The organism is Ensifer sp. KUDG1 (assembly GCF_050434285.1).
In the GTDB taxonomy this organism is placed as follows: domain Bacteria; phylum Pseudomonadota; class Alphaproteobacteria; order Rhizobiales; family Rhizobiaceae; genus Ensifer.
Map to the genome: position 1 here is coordinate 1 of NZ_JBNDIG010000014.1, position 14,030 is coordinate 14,030.

The window sequence follows — 14,030 nt, forward strand, 5'->3', positions numbered from 1 at the left end:
TCAACCTCGTGAAGGAAGCCGACAATCTGGAGAAGGCGATCGCCAACGTGCTCGACCAGGGCATCCGCACCGGCGACATCATGGCCGAAGGCGCGAAGAAGGTCGGTACCACGGAGATGGGCGACGCCATTCTCGCCGAGTTCAAGGCGCTCTCGGCCTAAACGACGACCGATCCCAAACAGCGTCACACTGACGCCAACGGGCCTACGAAAACAAACACCTCCGGAGCGCATCCGGAGGTGTTTTGCGTTTACGGCCTTGAATTTGCCAAAAGAACCGACACATCGGGGAAGACAGCCCGGGCCGCCCGGCGCAGCAAGCGCCCTGCACCAAGCCCCGACAGGAACAGACAATTGCCGCGCGATCTGGCCGGCAGGACGGGAAAACCATGAACCGACCACTTGCGGCCACCGGATGGATCGTGCTGACGACTGCCGTCCTCGTGTTCGCGCTCATCCCGCTCGATCCGTTTCTGTCGCAGCGCGCTCAGGGCCTGCCGGACAGCATCGTCACCTTCAATGAACGGATCACCGATTTCGGTACCTTTGGCTGGATGATCTATCTTTCCGGCGCCCTGCTCGCGGGAGCCTTCGTGCTGCGACGGGCGGCAGGCCAGGGGCCGCTTCAGAACAAGGCGCGCGCCGCCCGCGATCTCGCCGCCTATTTCCTGCTGACGATCGGCACGGCCAGCGCCCTCGTGCACACGCTGAAGGTCCTGATCGGCCGGGCACGACCGGAACTCTTTGCCGAACTCGGCGCCTACAGCCTGACGCCGTTCGCCACCAGTGATCTCTATGAGAGCTTTCCGTCCGGGCACTCGACCGCGGCCGGTGCGTTTTTCGGCGTCTTCGCCATGCTGCTGCCGAGACTGAGGCCGCTGTTTCTGGTCCTGGCGCTGACGATCGGTGTTTCCCGCGTCATCGTCGGCGCGCACTATCCGAGCGACGTCGCCGCCGGGCTGCTGCTCGGCCTATGGACATCGGTGATGATGGCATTTGCCTTCGCAAAATACGGCCGCCTGTTTCATCTCGGCCCGGGTGGGTGGCCGCTTGCCGGACGCAGCGAACCGACTCAATAAAAAGCCGGCGCGGAAGACCGCGCCGGAGTCAGGAGAGCCATAATAGCTCGGGGAAGAATTGAGGTGCTCCCGGGATGTGTTCTCTCCGGGAGCGCCGGGCTTAATCCATCGCGTGGATGTCGCGATCCTTCGTTTCCGGCAGGAACAGGAGGCCGATGACCAGCGTGATGCCTGCAAAGACGATCGGGTACCAGAGGCCGTAGTAGATGTCGCCCTGGGCAGCACTCATCGCGAAGGCCGTAGCCGGAAGCAGGCCACCGAACCAGCCGTTGCCGATGTGGTAGGGCAGCGACATGCCGGTGTAGCGGATGCGGGTCGGGAAGAGTTCGACCAGCAGGGCGGCGATCGGGCCGTAGACCATCGTCACGTAGATGACGAGCACGGTGAGCACCGCGATGATCGTCGTCCAGTTGACGCTGGCCGGGTCCGCGACCATCGCGTAGGTGCCGCCGCCAGCGACCGTGTAGACGGCCATTTCGGTGGCAGCGCCCACTTCATCCTTGGTCAGCAGCTTGTCGGCGATGAGCTTTTCGGCCGGAACCATGGTCTTTTCGCCGCCGCGCACTGCGGCTGCATCGAGCGACAGTTCCGGGTTGGCGGTGACGAAGCCGTCAAGCTTGGCGTCCGGAACCTTTGCCGCACCACGAACCAGCGGATAGCCGGCATTGTGGAGCGCCATGTTGGTCTGCTTTTCGAAGGCGGCGTTGGCAGCCTTGGCACCATCGCCAGCAGCAACGGCGTCGTAGCTGTTGATCGTGGTGTCGCCGACCTTGACCGTCGCTGCCGTGCCCGCTGCTGCCGTCGTGACGACGTCATAGGGAACGGAGTTCTTGGTAAGGAACGCGGTTGCAATGTCGCACGAGGTCGTGAACTTCGCCGTGCCCGTCGGGTTGAACTGGAATTTGCAGTCGCCGGGAGCCGCGGTCACCGTTGCGCGAACGGTTGCCTGGGCTTGGGCGAGTGCAGGGTTACCGGCCCAGGTCAGTGCCTTGAACAGCGGGAAGTAGGTAAGCATGGCGAGCAGAAGGCCGGCCATGATGATCGGCTTGCGGCCGATCTTGTCGGAGAGCCAGCCGAAGAGCACGAAGAAGCCCGTGCCGAGGATGAGCGAAGCGGCAACCATGATGTTGGCCGACTGCGCGTCCACCTTCAGAACGCCGGTCAGGAAGAACAGCGCGTAGAACTGGCCGGAATACCAGACAACGGCCTGGCCGACGACGGCGCCGAACAGCGCGAGCAGGGCGATCTTGGCATTTTTCCACTGGCCGAAAGCTTCGCGCAGCGGTGCCTTCGAGGTCTTGCCCTCTTCCTTCATCTTCTTGAAGGCGGGCGATTCGTTCATCTTCAGGCGGATCCAGACGGAAATGCCGAGCAGAACGCAGGACAGCAGGAACGGAATGCGCCAGCCCCAGGCGGCGAAGGCTTCCTTGCCGAGCGCGAACTGCACGAGCAGGATCACCACCAGCGACAGGAACAGACCGAGCGTTGCCGTGGTCTGGATCCAGGAGGTGAAGTAGCCACGGCGTCCGTTCGGCGCGTGTTCGGCCACGTAGGTTGCAGCACCGCCATATTCGCCGCCGAGCGCCAGGCCCTGCAGCATGCGCAGCACGATGAGCAGGATCGGCGCGGCAATGCCGATCGAGGCAGCGCCGGGCAGGATGCCGACCAGGAAGGTCGACAGACCCATGATCAGGATGGTGACGAGGAAGGTGTATTTGCGGCCGACGAGGTCACCGAGGCGACCGAAGACCAGGGCGCCGAACGGGCGAACCAGGAAGCCGGCGGCAAAGGCCAGAAGCGCGAAGATGTTACGCGTCGTTTCCGGGTAGGAACTGAAGAAGGTCGCGCCGATGTAAACGGCGAGCGAACCGTAGAGATAGAAATCGTACCATTCGAAGACGGTACCGAGCGACGAGGCGAAGATGACCTTCTTCTCCTCGCCGGTCATCGGACGCGTTTTTGCGTCGTCCGCTGTCGCGACATTTGCCATTTTGTTTATCCTCCACTCCAAAACAGCCTGTTGGAGCGCCCATTGGCAGGTCCGGCATTCCTCCCGAGAATGGCCGGACGTGGTGCGCCTGGTGAAGAGGATGGCAGAAAACAACCGATGCAGGCAGAGATGCTTTCGGCTTATGACTTTCGTCTAATGCGGCGATCAATCGCGGCCGGACCGGAGAGCGTGCTGGCGCGCGGCTACGTCTTGACTCTTCCCCAAAACCGCGTAAGAGCAGCGACGAACGAGGAAATCACCACCATGCGACCGATCGGTCCAGCCATCGCTGCTTTGATCCTGCCGGCTCTTGCCGCGGGGCAGGATGTCGATTTTTCGTTCGCTTGCAAAACAACGGCCAAAACGACGACGAAAACCGTCTGACGTCTCTGGCCCTCCGCTCTCTCCCCGGTTTGGCCGGGGACAGGAACCCTCGCGGCAGGTCGCGCGGTTTCCCCCTCACCCGACGAGGAGAGACAGAAAAGAGAGCTTAGATCATGGGTTTCAAGATTGCAGTCGCAGGCGCCACCGGCAATGTCGGCCGGGAGATGCTGAACATTCTTTCCGAACGCGGCTTTCCCGCGGATGAAGTGGTCGCCCTTGCTTCGGCCCGCTCCCAGGGCACGGAAGTTTCCTTTGGCGACAAGACCCTCAAGGTCAAGAACCTCGAAAACTACGACTTCTCCGACACCGATATCTGCCTGATGTCGGCCGGCGGTGCCGTATCGCTGAAGTACTCGCCGAAGATCGGCCAGCAGGGCTGCGTCGTCATCGACAACTCCTCGGCCTGGCGCTACGACGCCGAAGTGCCGCTGATCGTGCCGGAAGTGAACCCGGACGCGATCGCGCAGTTCACCAAGAAGAACATCATCGCCAACCCGAATTGCTCGACCGCCCAGCTCGTCGTCGCGCTGAAGCCGCTGCACGACCACGCCAAGATCAAGCGCGTCGTCGTCTCGACCTACCAGTCGGTTTCCGGCGCCGGCAAGGACGGCATGGACGAACTCTTCAACCAGACCCGCGCTGTCTTCGTTGCCGATCCGATCGAATCGAAGAAGTTCACCAAGCGCATCGCCTTCAACGTCATCCCGCACATCGACGTGTTCATGGAAGACGGCTACACGAAGGAAGAGTGGAAGGTTCTGGCCGAAACCAAGAAGATGCTCGACCCGAAGATCAAGGTGACCTGCACCGCCGTGCGCGTGCCCGTCTTCATCGGCCACTCGGAATCGGTCAACATCGAGTTCGAAAATGAGATCACCGCCGACGAAGCGCGCGACATCCTGCGCGAAGCGCCGGGTTGCCTGGTCGTCGACAAGCACGAGAACGGCGGCTACGTCACCCCTTACGAATGCGCCGGCGAAGATGCGACCTACATCTCGCGCATCCGCGAGGACGCGACCGTCGAGAACGGCCTCAACCTGTGGGTCGTCTCCGACAACCTGCGCAAGGGCGCTGCTCTCAACGCCATCCAGATTGCCGAGCTCCTGGTCAACCGTGGCCTGATCAAGCCGCGTAAGCAGGCTGCCTGAAAACGGCACTAGAACCATTCACTCCCGCCAGGCTCTTTCGGGCCTGGCGGGTTTCCTGTTTCACGAGGGGCCGATCCTTCCCGGATTCACGTGAAACCACGATAAAGTTACCTGCCGCTTGCGGGAGGTGACACGGCCGGCGAAGGCTGGCATTTTTAAGAGCAACGAGATTCGGGCTATGACGGGGTATTTCATGCACAGGGCGAAGTGCGCAGCAGTGGGGCTTGCCGCCCTGATTTCGACTGCAGTTTTTCCGGCGGTGGCATCTGCCGCTCAATGCGGCAATGACGGAAGCGGCTTTGAAGCCTGGGTGCAGAACTTCAAGCAACAGGCTTCCGGCAGCGGCATCAGCCCGCAGGTGCTCGACCGTGCACTCTCCGGCGTCTCCTACAACAAGGCGACGATCCGCGCCGACCGCGGCCAGAAGAGCTTCAAGCTGTCGCTGGACCAGTTCATGCAGAAGCGTGGCGGCCAGGTGATCATTTCCCGCGGCAAGAAGATGAAGCAGCAGAACGCTGCCCTCTTTGCCAGCATCGAGCGGCGCTACGGCGTACCGGCCGGCCCGCTGATCGCCATCTGGGGCATGGAAACCGGTTTCGGCGGTTTCATGGGCAAGGAGCACACGCTCTCGGCCGTTTCGACGCTCGCCTATGACTGCCGTCGCTCGGACTACTTCACCAACCAGCTTTACGCGGCCCTGCAGCTCGTGCAGCGCGGCGACCTGAGCCCGGATGCGCGGGGCGCCGCCCACGGCGAAATCGGCCAGACCCAGTTCCTGCCCGCCAACGTCCTGAAATACGGCGTCGATGGCGACGGCAACGGCCATGTCGACATGGTTCGCTCCAAGGCCGACGCGCTGGCGTCCACCGCCAACTTCCTGCGCGGCCATGGCTGGCAGCCGGGCGCCGGCTATCAGCAGGGTCAGGCGAACTTCGCCGCGATCCAGGGCTGGAATGCGGCAACCGTCTACCAGCAGGCGATCGCCATCATCGGCGCCGAGATCGACGGTCTCTAGGATTTGCGTCTTGCGGAACGTCTAGCCGTTCCAACCAGACAAAAGGCCCGGTTCGAAAGAGCCGGGCCTTTTTGCTGAGCGATTACATTCCCGGGCGGGAGAAGTCACCGGTGACCGGGTCCATCACCCAGAGTTCGCCGGTCGAGATGTCGAACCACGCGCCATGCAGGTGCAGCTTGCCCTTGGCCTCGAGGATCTGGACGCAGGGGAACGTGCGCAGATTGGCAAGCGAGTTGCGGATCGAAACCCGCTCAAGCGCGCGCTGGCGCTCCGCCTGGGTCATCACGTCATTGCTCTGGATCTGTTCGGCCGAGGGCTTCAGAAGATGCATCCAGCGTCCGATGAAATCGCCTGGCGATAGCGGCTCGGCATCCGGATCGAGTGCCGCCTTGATGCCACCGCAGCGGCCGTGGCCCATGACGACGATGTCGCTCACGCGCAGCGACTGTACGGCGAACTCCAGCGCCGCCGAAGTCGAGTGGTAGTGCCCATCGGGCTCGTAGGGCGGCATGAGATTGGCGACGTTGCGCACGACAAAGAGTTCGCCCGGGCCGCTGTCGAAGATCGTTTCCGGCGCAGCGCGCGAGTCGCAACAGGCAATGACCATTGTCTTCGGCTTTTGCCCGGTTTCCGCCAGCGCCTTGTAGCGTTTCTGCTGTTCGCTGAAGCGACCGTTCATGAAATTGTGGTAGCCGTTCAGAAGATAGTCCGGAAAACGCTGCTGCTGCTTGTCCATCGATTGCTCCGCTCGTGCTTCAAGGCGGCATGGCCGGCTTTCGCCCACCCGCACCTCCGTCATGAAAATGATCGCGATCTAAAATTCAATCCACGATGCCATAGGGTGGCGGTCCGTGAACAGCTTCTTCACTTGCGCCGCATCTGATTCGGATGAACCAGCCGGCGCATCTGCACCATCGCCATAGGCGTCGAGAGGCTCGACGCGTCCTGCTCGATGGTCAATTCATCTGCGCCGCGCTTGACGCTCCGCGCGATGATCTCAAATACGCTCGCCGTCGCCATCTGCAAGGCGCGTTCCTCTGAAAGTCCTTCAAGGATCCGGGCGAGAAACACCGCCGCCAACAGGTCGCCCGTGCCGTTCGGCGGGTTTTCGACCAGACGATGTTCGGCAAGCAGCGCGTGGTTGCCCGAAAGAAAGAGATTGCCGGTCCCGCCACTCATCATCGGCACGGCGGACGTCACCAGCACGCGGGCCGGACCAAGGCCGAGCGCCGCGTCGAGGATCGCCGTGTTCGTCTCCAGCGTCGCGCCAGCGAGCCAGGCAAGCTCGTAGCGGTTCGGGGTCGCAAGATTTGCAAGCGGCAGCAGGCGGTCGCGAATGGCAACCGCCGTGGTTTCCGGCACATAGAGACCACCGGCATCGCCGACCACGGGGTCGCAGGCATAGATCAGCTTGGGATTGCGCTCCTTCAGCGCCGTCACCAGCCGCGCCACAGCTTCCGCCTGTCCCGCCGAGCCGAGGTAGCCCGAAAGGACGGCGCGCACCTCTCCGGCCCAGGGTGCTGCAATGAGGTCATCGATCACCGCCCCGAAATCCTGATCGGAAATGGCGACCCGCGTGGAGCGGCCATGGCCCGGATGCCAGGGGAGGATGACGGTCGGCAGGGCCCAGACCGGATGCCCCAGGGTCTCCAGCGCGAAGACCACGGCCCTGTTGCCCACCTTGCCGCGCACGACATGGCTCGAGATGACGATGACGGCGCCGGGCAGGGAAGGCATTTCGGGCATCGACCAGTCCAATCCTACGATCTCGAAACTCTGTTCACCCGACTGTCACCGCCCTGTCAACAGCCGATGGCAGATAGGCTCCGGAGAAGCCTCTGGCGTTTTCGTGCTTTTTCTTCGATTTTCGAGCAATTTTTGCGAAATTACCTTCGATTTAAATGGATTTAAGCTGTTTTCACGTGAAATTCTCCGATTTTGGGCTCGATTTTGCCGAAATCAGCGTAAAAAGCGGTCGCCATTAGCCATGGTTCTGATAGGGTTTGGCCTATCATGAATGGGAGAGACTTCATGGGCGTGAAATACAATCCGAAGCGGGACAGACACATCGACGCAGCGAAGGCGGCCGCCATCAAACTGGGCGTCGAGGCGCTGGCGCCGGAGATCCTCTTCGGTGGGGCCAGCAACGATGACCTCGATCTCTATTCGGCGGACATGCTGGCGCTGACCGCAGCCCATGCGGCTCGTGAACTCGCCCGCTGGGACGGCGGCAAGCCGCAGATTTCGGTCGAAGCCGTCGCCGGCATCGCGCCGGGTGGTACTGAGGTATCGGTCATCGCCGTAACCGAACGCAACATGCCGTTCCTCTATGACTCGGTCATGGGGGAAATCACCAGCACCCACCGTGACATTCACCTCGCGATCCATCCCATCCTGGTCAAGGAACCGGGCAAGCCGGCAAAGCTCTTCGATCCGGAAGAGGAAAGCGATCCGTCGCACCGCGTCAGCCATATCCAGATCCACCTGACCAAGCTTGCGCCCGTCGAGGCGGAGCAGCTCAGCAACCGCATCCGCGACGTGCTGGAGCAGGTCCACCAGACCGTGCACGACTGGCCGGCGATGACGACCTTGCTCGATCAGGCCATGTCGGAACTCGAAACCTACAACGCGACGCGCAAGAAGAGCGACCGCGACGAGGCGCTCGCCTTCCTTCGCTGGCTGCGAGACAACAACTTCACCTTCCTCGGCATGCGCGAATACACCTATTCGGGCAAGGGCGAGAAGGCAGCCGTCGAACGCGGCAAGGGCAGGGGCCTTGGCATCCTATCCAACCCGGATGTGCGCGTTCTGCGCCAGGGCAAGGACGCGGTGCTGACCACGCCTGAAATTCTCGCCTTCCTCGATGGCCCGGATTTCCTGATCGTCACCAAGGCCAACGTCAAGTCGGTCGTGCATCGCCGCGCCTACATGGACTATATCGGCGTCAAGCGCTTCGACGCCGACGGCAACGTCGCTGGCGAGTTGCGCATCGTCGGCCTGTTCACCTCCTCGGCCTACACCCGCCAGGCAGCTGAAATTCCGCTTCTGCGCCACAAGATCGAAAAGATTGTCGATCACTTCGGCTACGATCCGCAAAGCCATTCCGGCAAGATGCTGGCCAACACGCTGGAATCCTATCCGCGCGACGACCTGTTCCAGATCGATGTCGGCCTGCTGGCCGCCTTCTGCGAACAGATCAACGAACTCGGCGATCGGCCGCGCATCCGCGTGCTGCCGCGCATCGACCATTTCGACCGCTTCGTGTCGGTCATCGTCTTCGTGCCGCGCGAACAGTACGATTCGGATGTTCGCGAGAAGATCGGCGACTATCTGAAGACGGTCTATGACGGTCGCGTCTCCGCCTATTACCCGGCCTTCCCGGAAGGCGGTCTCGCCCGCGTCCACTTCATCATCGGCCGCTACGCCGGCAAGACGCCGCGCATTCCGCAGGCCAAGCTCGAAGAGGCCGTTCGCGGCATCGTCACCCGCTGGATCGACCGGTTTGACCTGCTTGCCCGCAAGGACGGCATCGAACTCGATGTCGACAATGCCTACCAGTCGTTCTTCACGCCGGCTGAAGCCTATGCGGATCTCGCAGATATCGCCGCCTGCAAGGGGCCGGATCCGATCCGGATCGAGTTCTATCACTATCCCCGCACCGTTTCGCGGGCCGATACCGCCGAGCTCAAGATCTTCCACGCCAGCGAACCCGTGTCGCTGTCGCGTCGCGTACCCTTGCTTGAAAACCTCGGCTTCCGAGTGATCAGCGAACAGACCTACGACATCGGCGTCAACGCCCACGGCGAAGAGAAGCGCAAGGTCGTGCTGCACGACATGGAGCTCATCCACCGCGACGGCCACGCGCTGAACCTTGAAAAGTCCGGACCGGCGCTCGAAGAAGCGTTCCTCGCCGCCTGGAACGGCACGACCGAGGACGACAACTTCAACCGGCTGGTCCTGCTTGCGGGCCTCAATGCCCGTGAGGTGACGGTCTTGCGCGCCTATGCCCGCTATCTGCGCCAGGCGGGGATCACCTACTCGCAGGGCTATATCGCCGACACGCTGAACAAGTATCCGGCGATCGCCGCCGACATCTTCAAGCTGTTCGTGACCCGCATGGATCCGAAGCTCGAGGAAAAGCCTCGCGCCAAAAAGTGCAACGCGCTGCTGTCGGCGATCGAGGACGCGCTCTCGGCCGTTCCGAGCCTCGACGAGGATCGGATTCTGCGCCGCTACGTCAACGCGATCGAAGCAACGCTCCGGACCAACTACTTCCAGCATGACGCCGACGGCAAGCCGCGCGCGGTCCTCGCCTTCAAGCTGGACCCGAAGCAGCTCGACGGCCTGCCGGAACCGCATCCGTTCCGCGAAATCTTCGTCTACGGCACCGAGGTCGAGGGCGTGCACCTGCGCTTCGGCAAGGTCGCCCGCGGCGGCCTTCGCTGGTCGGACCGCGCCCAGGACTACCGCACGGAAGTGCTCGGCCTCGTCAAGGCGCAGCAGGTGAAGAACGCCGTTATCGTGCCCGTCGGCGCCAAGGGCGGCTTCTATCCGAAGCTGCTTCCGGTGGGCGGCACCCGCGACGAGGTCTTCAAGGCCGGTACCGAAGCCTACAAGACCTTCATCCGCACGCTTCTGTCGGTAACCGACAACATCGTCGGCCAGGACGTCGTGCCACCGGCCGACACGCAGCGCCATGACGGCGACGATCCCTACTTCGTCGTGGCCGCCGACAAGGGCACTGCGACCTTCTCCGACACGGCCAACGGCCTGGCGCAGGAAGCAGGCTTCTGGCTCGACGACGCCTTCGCATCGGGTGGCTCGGCCGGCTACGACCACAAGAAGATGGGCATCACCGCCCGCGGCGCCTGGGAAACCGTCAAGCGACACTTCCGCGAGATGGACATCGATATCCAGACGACGCCCTTCACCGTTGCCGGCGTCGGCGACATGTCGGGCGACGTCTTCGGCAACGGCATGCTGCTCTCCGAAAAGATCCGCCTGATCGCCGCCTTCGATCACCGCGACATCTTCATCGATCCGTCGCCGGATATCGATGCCTCCTTTGCCGAGCGCAAGCGCATGTTCGACCTGCCGCGTTCGAGCTGGCAGGACTATGACCGCAAGACGCTTTCGGACGGCGCGATGATCATCTCGCGTGCCGAAAAGTCGGTGACGCTGACGCCTGAGGCGATGGCCGCCATCGGCCTCGACAAGCAGAAGGCAACGCCCTTCGAGATCATGAACGCGATCCTGAAGAGCCAGGTCGACCTGCTCTGGTTCGGCGGCATCGGCACCTATGTGCGCGGCAGCAACGAAACGGACGCCGAAGTCGGCGACCGCGCCAACGACGCCATTCGCGTGGCGGCCGAAGAGGTCCGCGCCCGTGTTATCGGCGAGGGCGCCAACCTCGGCGTTACCCAGAAGGGTCGCATCGGCTTCGGCCTCAACGGCGGCCGCTGCAACTCGGACGCCATCGACAACTCGGCAGGCGTCAACTCCTCCGACGTCGAGGTCAACATCAAGATCGCGCTTGCTTCCGCCATGCGCGATGGTCGCCTGACCCGTCCGAAGCGCAACACGCTGCTCGCCTCGATGACCGAGGAAGTGGGCCACCTCGTGCTGCGCAACAACTACGAGCAGTCGCTGGCGATCTCTCTGACCGCCATGCAGGGGCTCGGCAACCGCACGACGCTCGGCCGACTCATGACTCGCCTCGAGGCCGACGGCCATCTCAACCGCAAGGTCGAGACGCTGCCGACAGACCAGGCGATGACCGAGCGCTACCAGGCGGGCAAGCCTTTGACCCGCCCGGAAATCGGCGTGCTGCTCTCCTACTCCAAGCTCGTTCTCTTCGATGAGCTGATTGCGAGCGAGCTGCCCGACGATCCGTACTTCACGGCGACGCTTGAGCGTTACTTCCCGGGCAAGATGCGCAAGGCCTATGCCGGCGACATCCACGGCCACCGCCTGCGCCGCGAAATCATCGCGACGATCCTCGCCAACGAGGTGATCAACCGCGGTGGTCCGGCCTTCGTCTCGACCCTGACGGACGCCACCGGCTTCCTCTCGGCCGACGTCGTCAAGGCGGCGGTGCTGGCGCTCGACGGCTTCGATCTGCCGCGGATCTATGACGAGATCGACGCGCTCGACAACAAGATCAGCGGGAGCCTGCAGAACATCCTCTACCAGGAAGTGGGCCGCATCTTCACGCTCGTCACCGAGCGGACGCTGCGCACCCATGCGGCGACCGGTTCGGTGTCCGAGGCCGTATCGCGCCTCGGCGATGGCCTGCAGAAGCTGCGCGCAACCATGCGCACTGCAGTCTCCGGCGAGAGCGCCGAAGAAGCCCGGTTGAAGACGGCTGCCTTCGTCGAGGGCGGCGTCCCCGCCAAGCTCGCCGAGGAAATCTCGGAACTGGCGCTGATGACGCTGGTGCCCGAGATCATGCAGATTGCCGCGGAAACCGGCGAGACGCTGAGCCGCACGGCGCAAGGTTACTTCGCCGTCACCGACACGCTGCGCATCAACCGCCTGCTGGCGGCGTCCGATCGCGTTCCGGCAACGGAGCAGTTCGAGGCCATGGCTCTGTCTCGCGCCGTATCCGATATCGCCGCTGCCCGGCGCGATATCACCGCGGCGGCCCTGCGCGAGCAGAAGAAGGAGCGCAATCCGGTTGCCGCCTGGGAAGAAAGCGAACGCGTTCGCGTCGCCCAGGCGACCGGCCAGTTGCGCCTTCTGACCGAGAAGGGTGAAACGACGCTTGCCAAGATCACCGTTGCTGCGGGTCTGCTCAACGACCTGGCGCGCGGACGGGCGAAGTAGCCTGGAGAACACGGATGCGGGCAGTTTTTTCGCCCGCATCCCGTTCTAAACCTTTTGGAATTCGTCAGATTGAAGTTAGGCTGCGCCGCGCGTTCGAGGGGACGCGCGGCGCAGTCGTTTCGGGAGGGGACCTTGCAGATTTCGGCCGAGAGGACTGTAGATCAACCACGCACGTCCCGTGCAGGGATTGCCGGCTGGATGTTCTTCGACTGGGCGGCGCAGCCGTTCTTCACGGTGATCACGACCTTCATCTTCGGCCCGTATTTCGTTTCACGCCTGACCGAAGATCATGCGCTCGGCCAGGCGATGTGGGGCTATACCCTCACCGTCTCGGGCATCATCATCGCGGTTCTCTCGCCGGTCTTGGGTGCCATCGCGGATGCGACCGGCCCGCGCAAGCCGTGGATCGCCTTCTTTGCCGTCATCAAGATTACATCGCTGGCCATGCTCTGGTTCGCGGCTCCCGGATCGCCGATCCTCTATCCGGCGATCTTCATGATCCTCGCAAGCATCGCTGCCGAGTTCTCGATCGTCTTCAACGATTCGATGATGCCGCGGCTCGTGCCGGAAAAGGACGTCGGCCGCATCTCCAACATTGCCTGGGGCCTCGGCTATCTTGGCGGGATGATCGTGCTGATCGCGGTCGTGGCACTGCTCGCCGGCAGCCCGGAAACCGGCAAGACCGCCGCCGGCATCGACCCGTTGTTTGGTCTCGATCCAGCCAAGGGTGAGGATGCGCGGATCACCGGACCGATCTCCGCACTCTGGTATCTCGTCTTCATCCTGCCGATATTCCTGTTCACGCCCGACGCCACCAAAGCGACCATGTCGCTCGGCAAGGCCACCGTCACGGGCCTCAGGGAGCTCAAGGGGACGCTCGGCGAGCTCAAGCAAAGAACGGGCATCCTGCGCTTCCTGATCGCACGGATGATCTTCCAGGATGGCGTCAACGGCCTTCTGGCTCTTGGCGGCACCTTCGCCGCGGCCATGTTCGGCTGGCGGACATTGGAGCTCGGCATCTACGGGATCATCCTCAACGTCGTCGCGATCGGCGGCTGCCTCTATGCCAGCCGGCTCGACACACGGCTCGGGTCGAAAATGATCGTCACCGCCAGCCTGGTCTGCCTGACGCTGGCGACGATCGGCATCGTCTCGACGGGCCCCGGCTTCACGCTGTTCGGGCTGATGCCGTTGTCGACTGAAGATTCCGGCGGCCTGTTCGGCACAGCGGCCGAGAAGGCCTACATTCTCTACGGCCTGTTGGTCGGGATCGCATTCGGCCCGGTACAGGCCTCGTCGCGCTCCTATCTCGCCCGCAGCGTCAGCCTGGACGAGGCCGGGCGCTACTTCGGCCTCTACGCGCTCTCCGGCCGCGCGACGTCGTTCCTCGCCCCGGCGTCCGTCGCCACGATCACGCTCGCGACGGGCTCCGCCCGTATCGGCATGATGGCGCTCATCGCGTTCCTGGTCGTCGGCCTCATCATCCTGCTGCGCACGCCCTATCCGGCCGATGACGGACGCAAAAAAGCCGCCGCATCCTTTGGACGCGGCGGCCTCTGACAATCGACGCGGGACGGGCGAAAAAAGCTT

The 14,030-nt window shown here is 63.1% G+C and carries 10 protein-coding genes; 7 read left to right on the plus strand and 3 right to left on the minus strand.

Annotated features, from left to right (window positions below):
* Both M2267_RS27475 and M2267_RS27480 read left to right on the plus strand, forming a co-directional pair.
* On the plus strand, nucleotides 1-161 hold a 161-nt coding region (locus M2267_RS27475), incomplete at its 5' end, for an isocitrate/isopropylmalate family dehydrogenase (RefSeq protein WP_429119127.1).
* 227 nt (nucleotides 162-388) lie between these two features.
* Nucleotides 389-1,078, plus strand: a complete 690-nt coding sequence (locus tag M2267_RS27480; RefSeq protein WP_043623752.1) for a phosphatase PAP2 family protein — start codon at nucleotides 389-391, stop codon at nucleotides 1,076-1,078.
* Nucleotides 1,079-1,178: 100 nt separating this feature from the next.
* Here the strand turns inward: M2267_RS27480 and M2267_RS27485 are convergent, their stop codons facing one another.
* Nucleotides 1,179-3,068, minus strand: a complete 1,890-nt coding sequence (locus M2267_RS27485; RefSeq protein ID WP_043623748.1) for an MFS transporter — start codon at nucleotides 3,066-3,068, stop codon at nucleotides 1,179-1,181.
* A gap of 117 nt (nucleotides 3,069-3,185) precedes the next feature.
* On the opposite strand from M2267_RS27485, the gene M2267_RS27490 reads away from it, so the two are divergent.
* The 3 genes from M2267_RS27490 to M2267_RS27500 all read left to right on the plus strand — a co-directional run bounded on the left by M2267_RS27490 (nucleotide 3,186) and on the right by M2267_RS27500 (nucleotide 5,615).
* Nucleotides 3,186-3,452: a hypothetical protein gene (locus M2267_RS27490; RefSeq protein ID WP_043623745.1), complete on the plus strand. Its 267-nt coding sequence runs from the start codon at nucleotides 3,186-3,188 to the stop codon at nucleotides 3,450-3,452.
* Between the two features lie 113 nt (nucleotides 3,453-3,565).
* Entirely contained in the window at nucleotides 3,566-4,600 is a 1,035-nt protein-coding gene (locus M2267_RS27495; protein WP_034800169.1) for an aspartate-semialdehyde dehydrogenase, read from the plus strand.
* A gap of 193 nt (nucleotides 4,601-4,793) precedes the next feature.
* On the plus strand, nucleotides 4,794-5,615 hold the full coding sequence (locus M2267_RS27500; protein WP_402325972.1) for a lytic murein transglycosylase: 822 nt from the start codon (nucleotides 4,794-4,796) through the stop codon (nucleotides 5,613-5,615).
* A gap of 82 nt (nucleotides 5,616-5,697) precedes the next feature.
* On the opposite strand, the gene M2267_RS27505 is transcribed toward M2267_RS27500, so the two are convergent.
* Nucleotides 5,698-6,351 (minus strand): carbonic anhydrase, encoded by a 654-nt coding sequence (locus M2267_RS27505; protein WP_043623742.1) that lies wholly within the window; start codon nucleotides 6,349-6,351, stop codon nucleotides 5,698-5,700.
* A gap of 128 nt (nucleotides 6,352-6,479) precedes the next feature.
* Nucleotides 6,480-7,361, minus strand: a complete 882-nt coding sequence (pdxY, locus tag M2267_RS27510) for a pyridoxal kinase PdxY (protein WP_429119025.1) — start codon at nucleotides 7,359-7,361, stop codon at nucleotides 6,480-6,482.
* 285 nt (nucleotides 7,362-7,646) lie between these two features.
* Here pdxY and M2267_RS27515 point away from each other — a divergent pair, with 285 nt between their 5' ends.
* Nucleotides 7,647-12,440: an NAD-glutamate dehydrogenase gene (locus tag M2267_RS27515; RefSeq protein ID WP_429119027.1), complete on the plus strand. Its 4,794-nt coding sequence runs from the start codon at nucleotides 7,647-7,649 to the stop codon at nucleotides 12,438-12,440.
* 198 nt (nucleotides 12,441-12,638) lie between these two features.
* Complete coding sequence (locus M2267_RS27520) at nucleotides 12,639-14,000, plus strand: MFS transporter (protein WP_429119129.1); 1,362 nt, start codon at nucleotides 12,639-12,641, stop codon at nucleotides 13,998-14,000.
* Nucleotides 14,001-14,030: the final 30 nt, after the last annotated feature.

Bases quoted from the DNA above. Each gene is read 5' to 3' on its own strand.
- M2267_RS27490 (WP_043623745.1), top strand. From the start codon at position 3,186: ATGCAGGCAGAGATGCTTTCGGCTTATGACTTTCGTCTAATGCGGCGA.
- M2267_RS27505 (WP_043623742.1), bottom strand. From the start codon at position 6,351: ATGGACAAGCAGCAGCAGCGTTTTCCGGACTATCTTCTGAACGGCTAC.
- M2267_RS27500 (WP_402325972.1), top strand. From the start codon at position 4,794: ATGCACAGGGCGAAGTGCGCAGCAGTGGGGCTTGCCGCCCTGATTTCG.
- M2267_RS27480 (WP_043623752.1), top strand. From the start codon at position 389: ATGAACCGACCACTTGCGGCCACCGGATGGATCGTGCTGACGACTGCC.
- M2267_RS27520 (WP_429119129.1), top strand. From the start codon at position 12,639: ATGTTCTTCGACTGGGCGGCGCAGCCGTTCTTCACGGTGATCACGACC.
- pdxY (WP_429119025.1), bottom strand. From the start codon at position 7,361: ATGCCCGAAATGCCTTCCCTGCCCGGCGCCGTCATCGTCATCTCGAGC.
- M2267_RS27495 (WP_034800169.1), top strand. From the start codon at position 3,566: ATGGGTTTCAAGATTGCAGTCGCAGGCGCCACCGGCAATGTCGGCCGG.
- M2267_RS27515 (WP_429119027.1), top strand. From the start codon at position 7,647: ATGGGCGTGAAATACAATCCGAAGCGGGACAGACACATCGACGCAGCG.
- M2267_RS27485 (WP_043623748.1), bottom strand. From the start codon at position 3,068: ATGGCAAATGTCGCGACAGCGGACGACGCAAAAACGCGTCCGATGACC.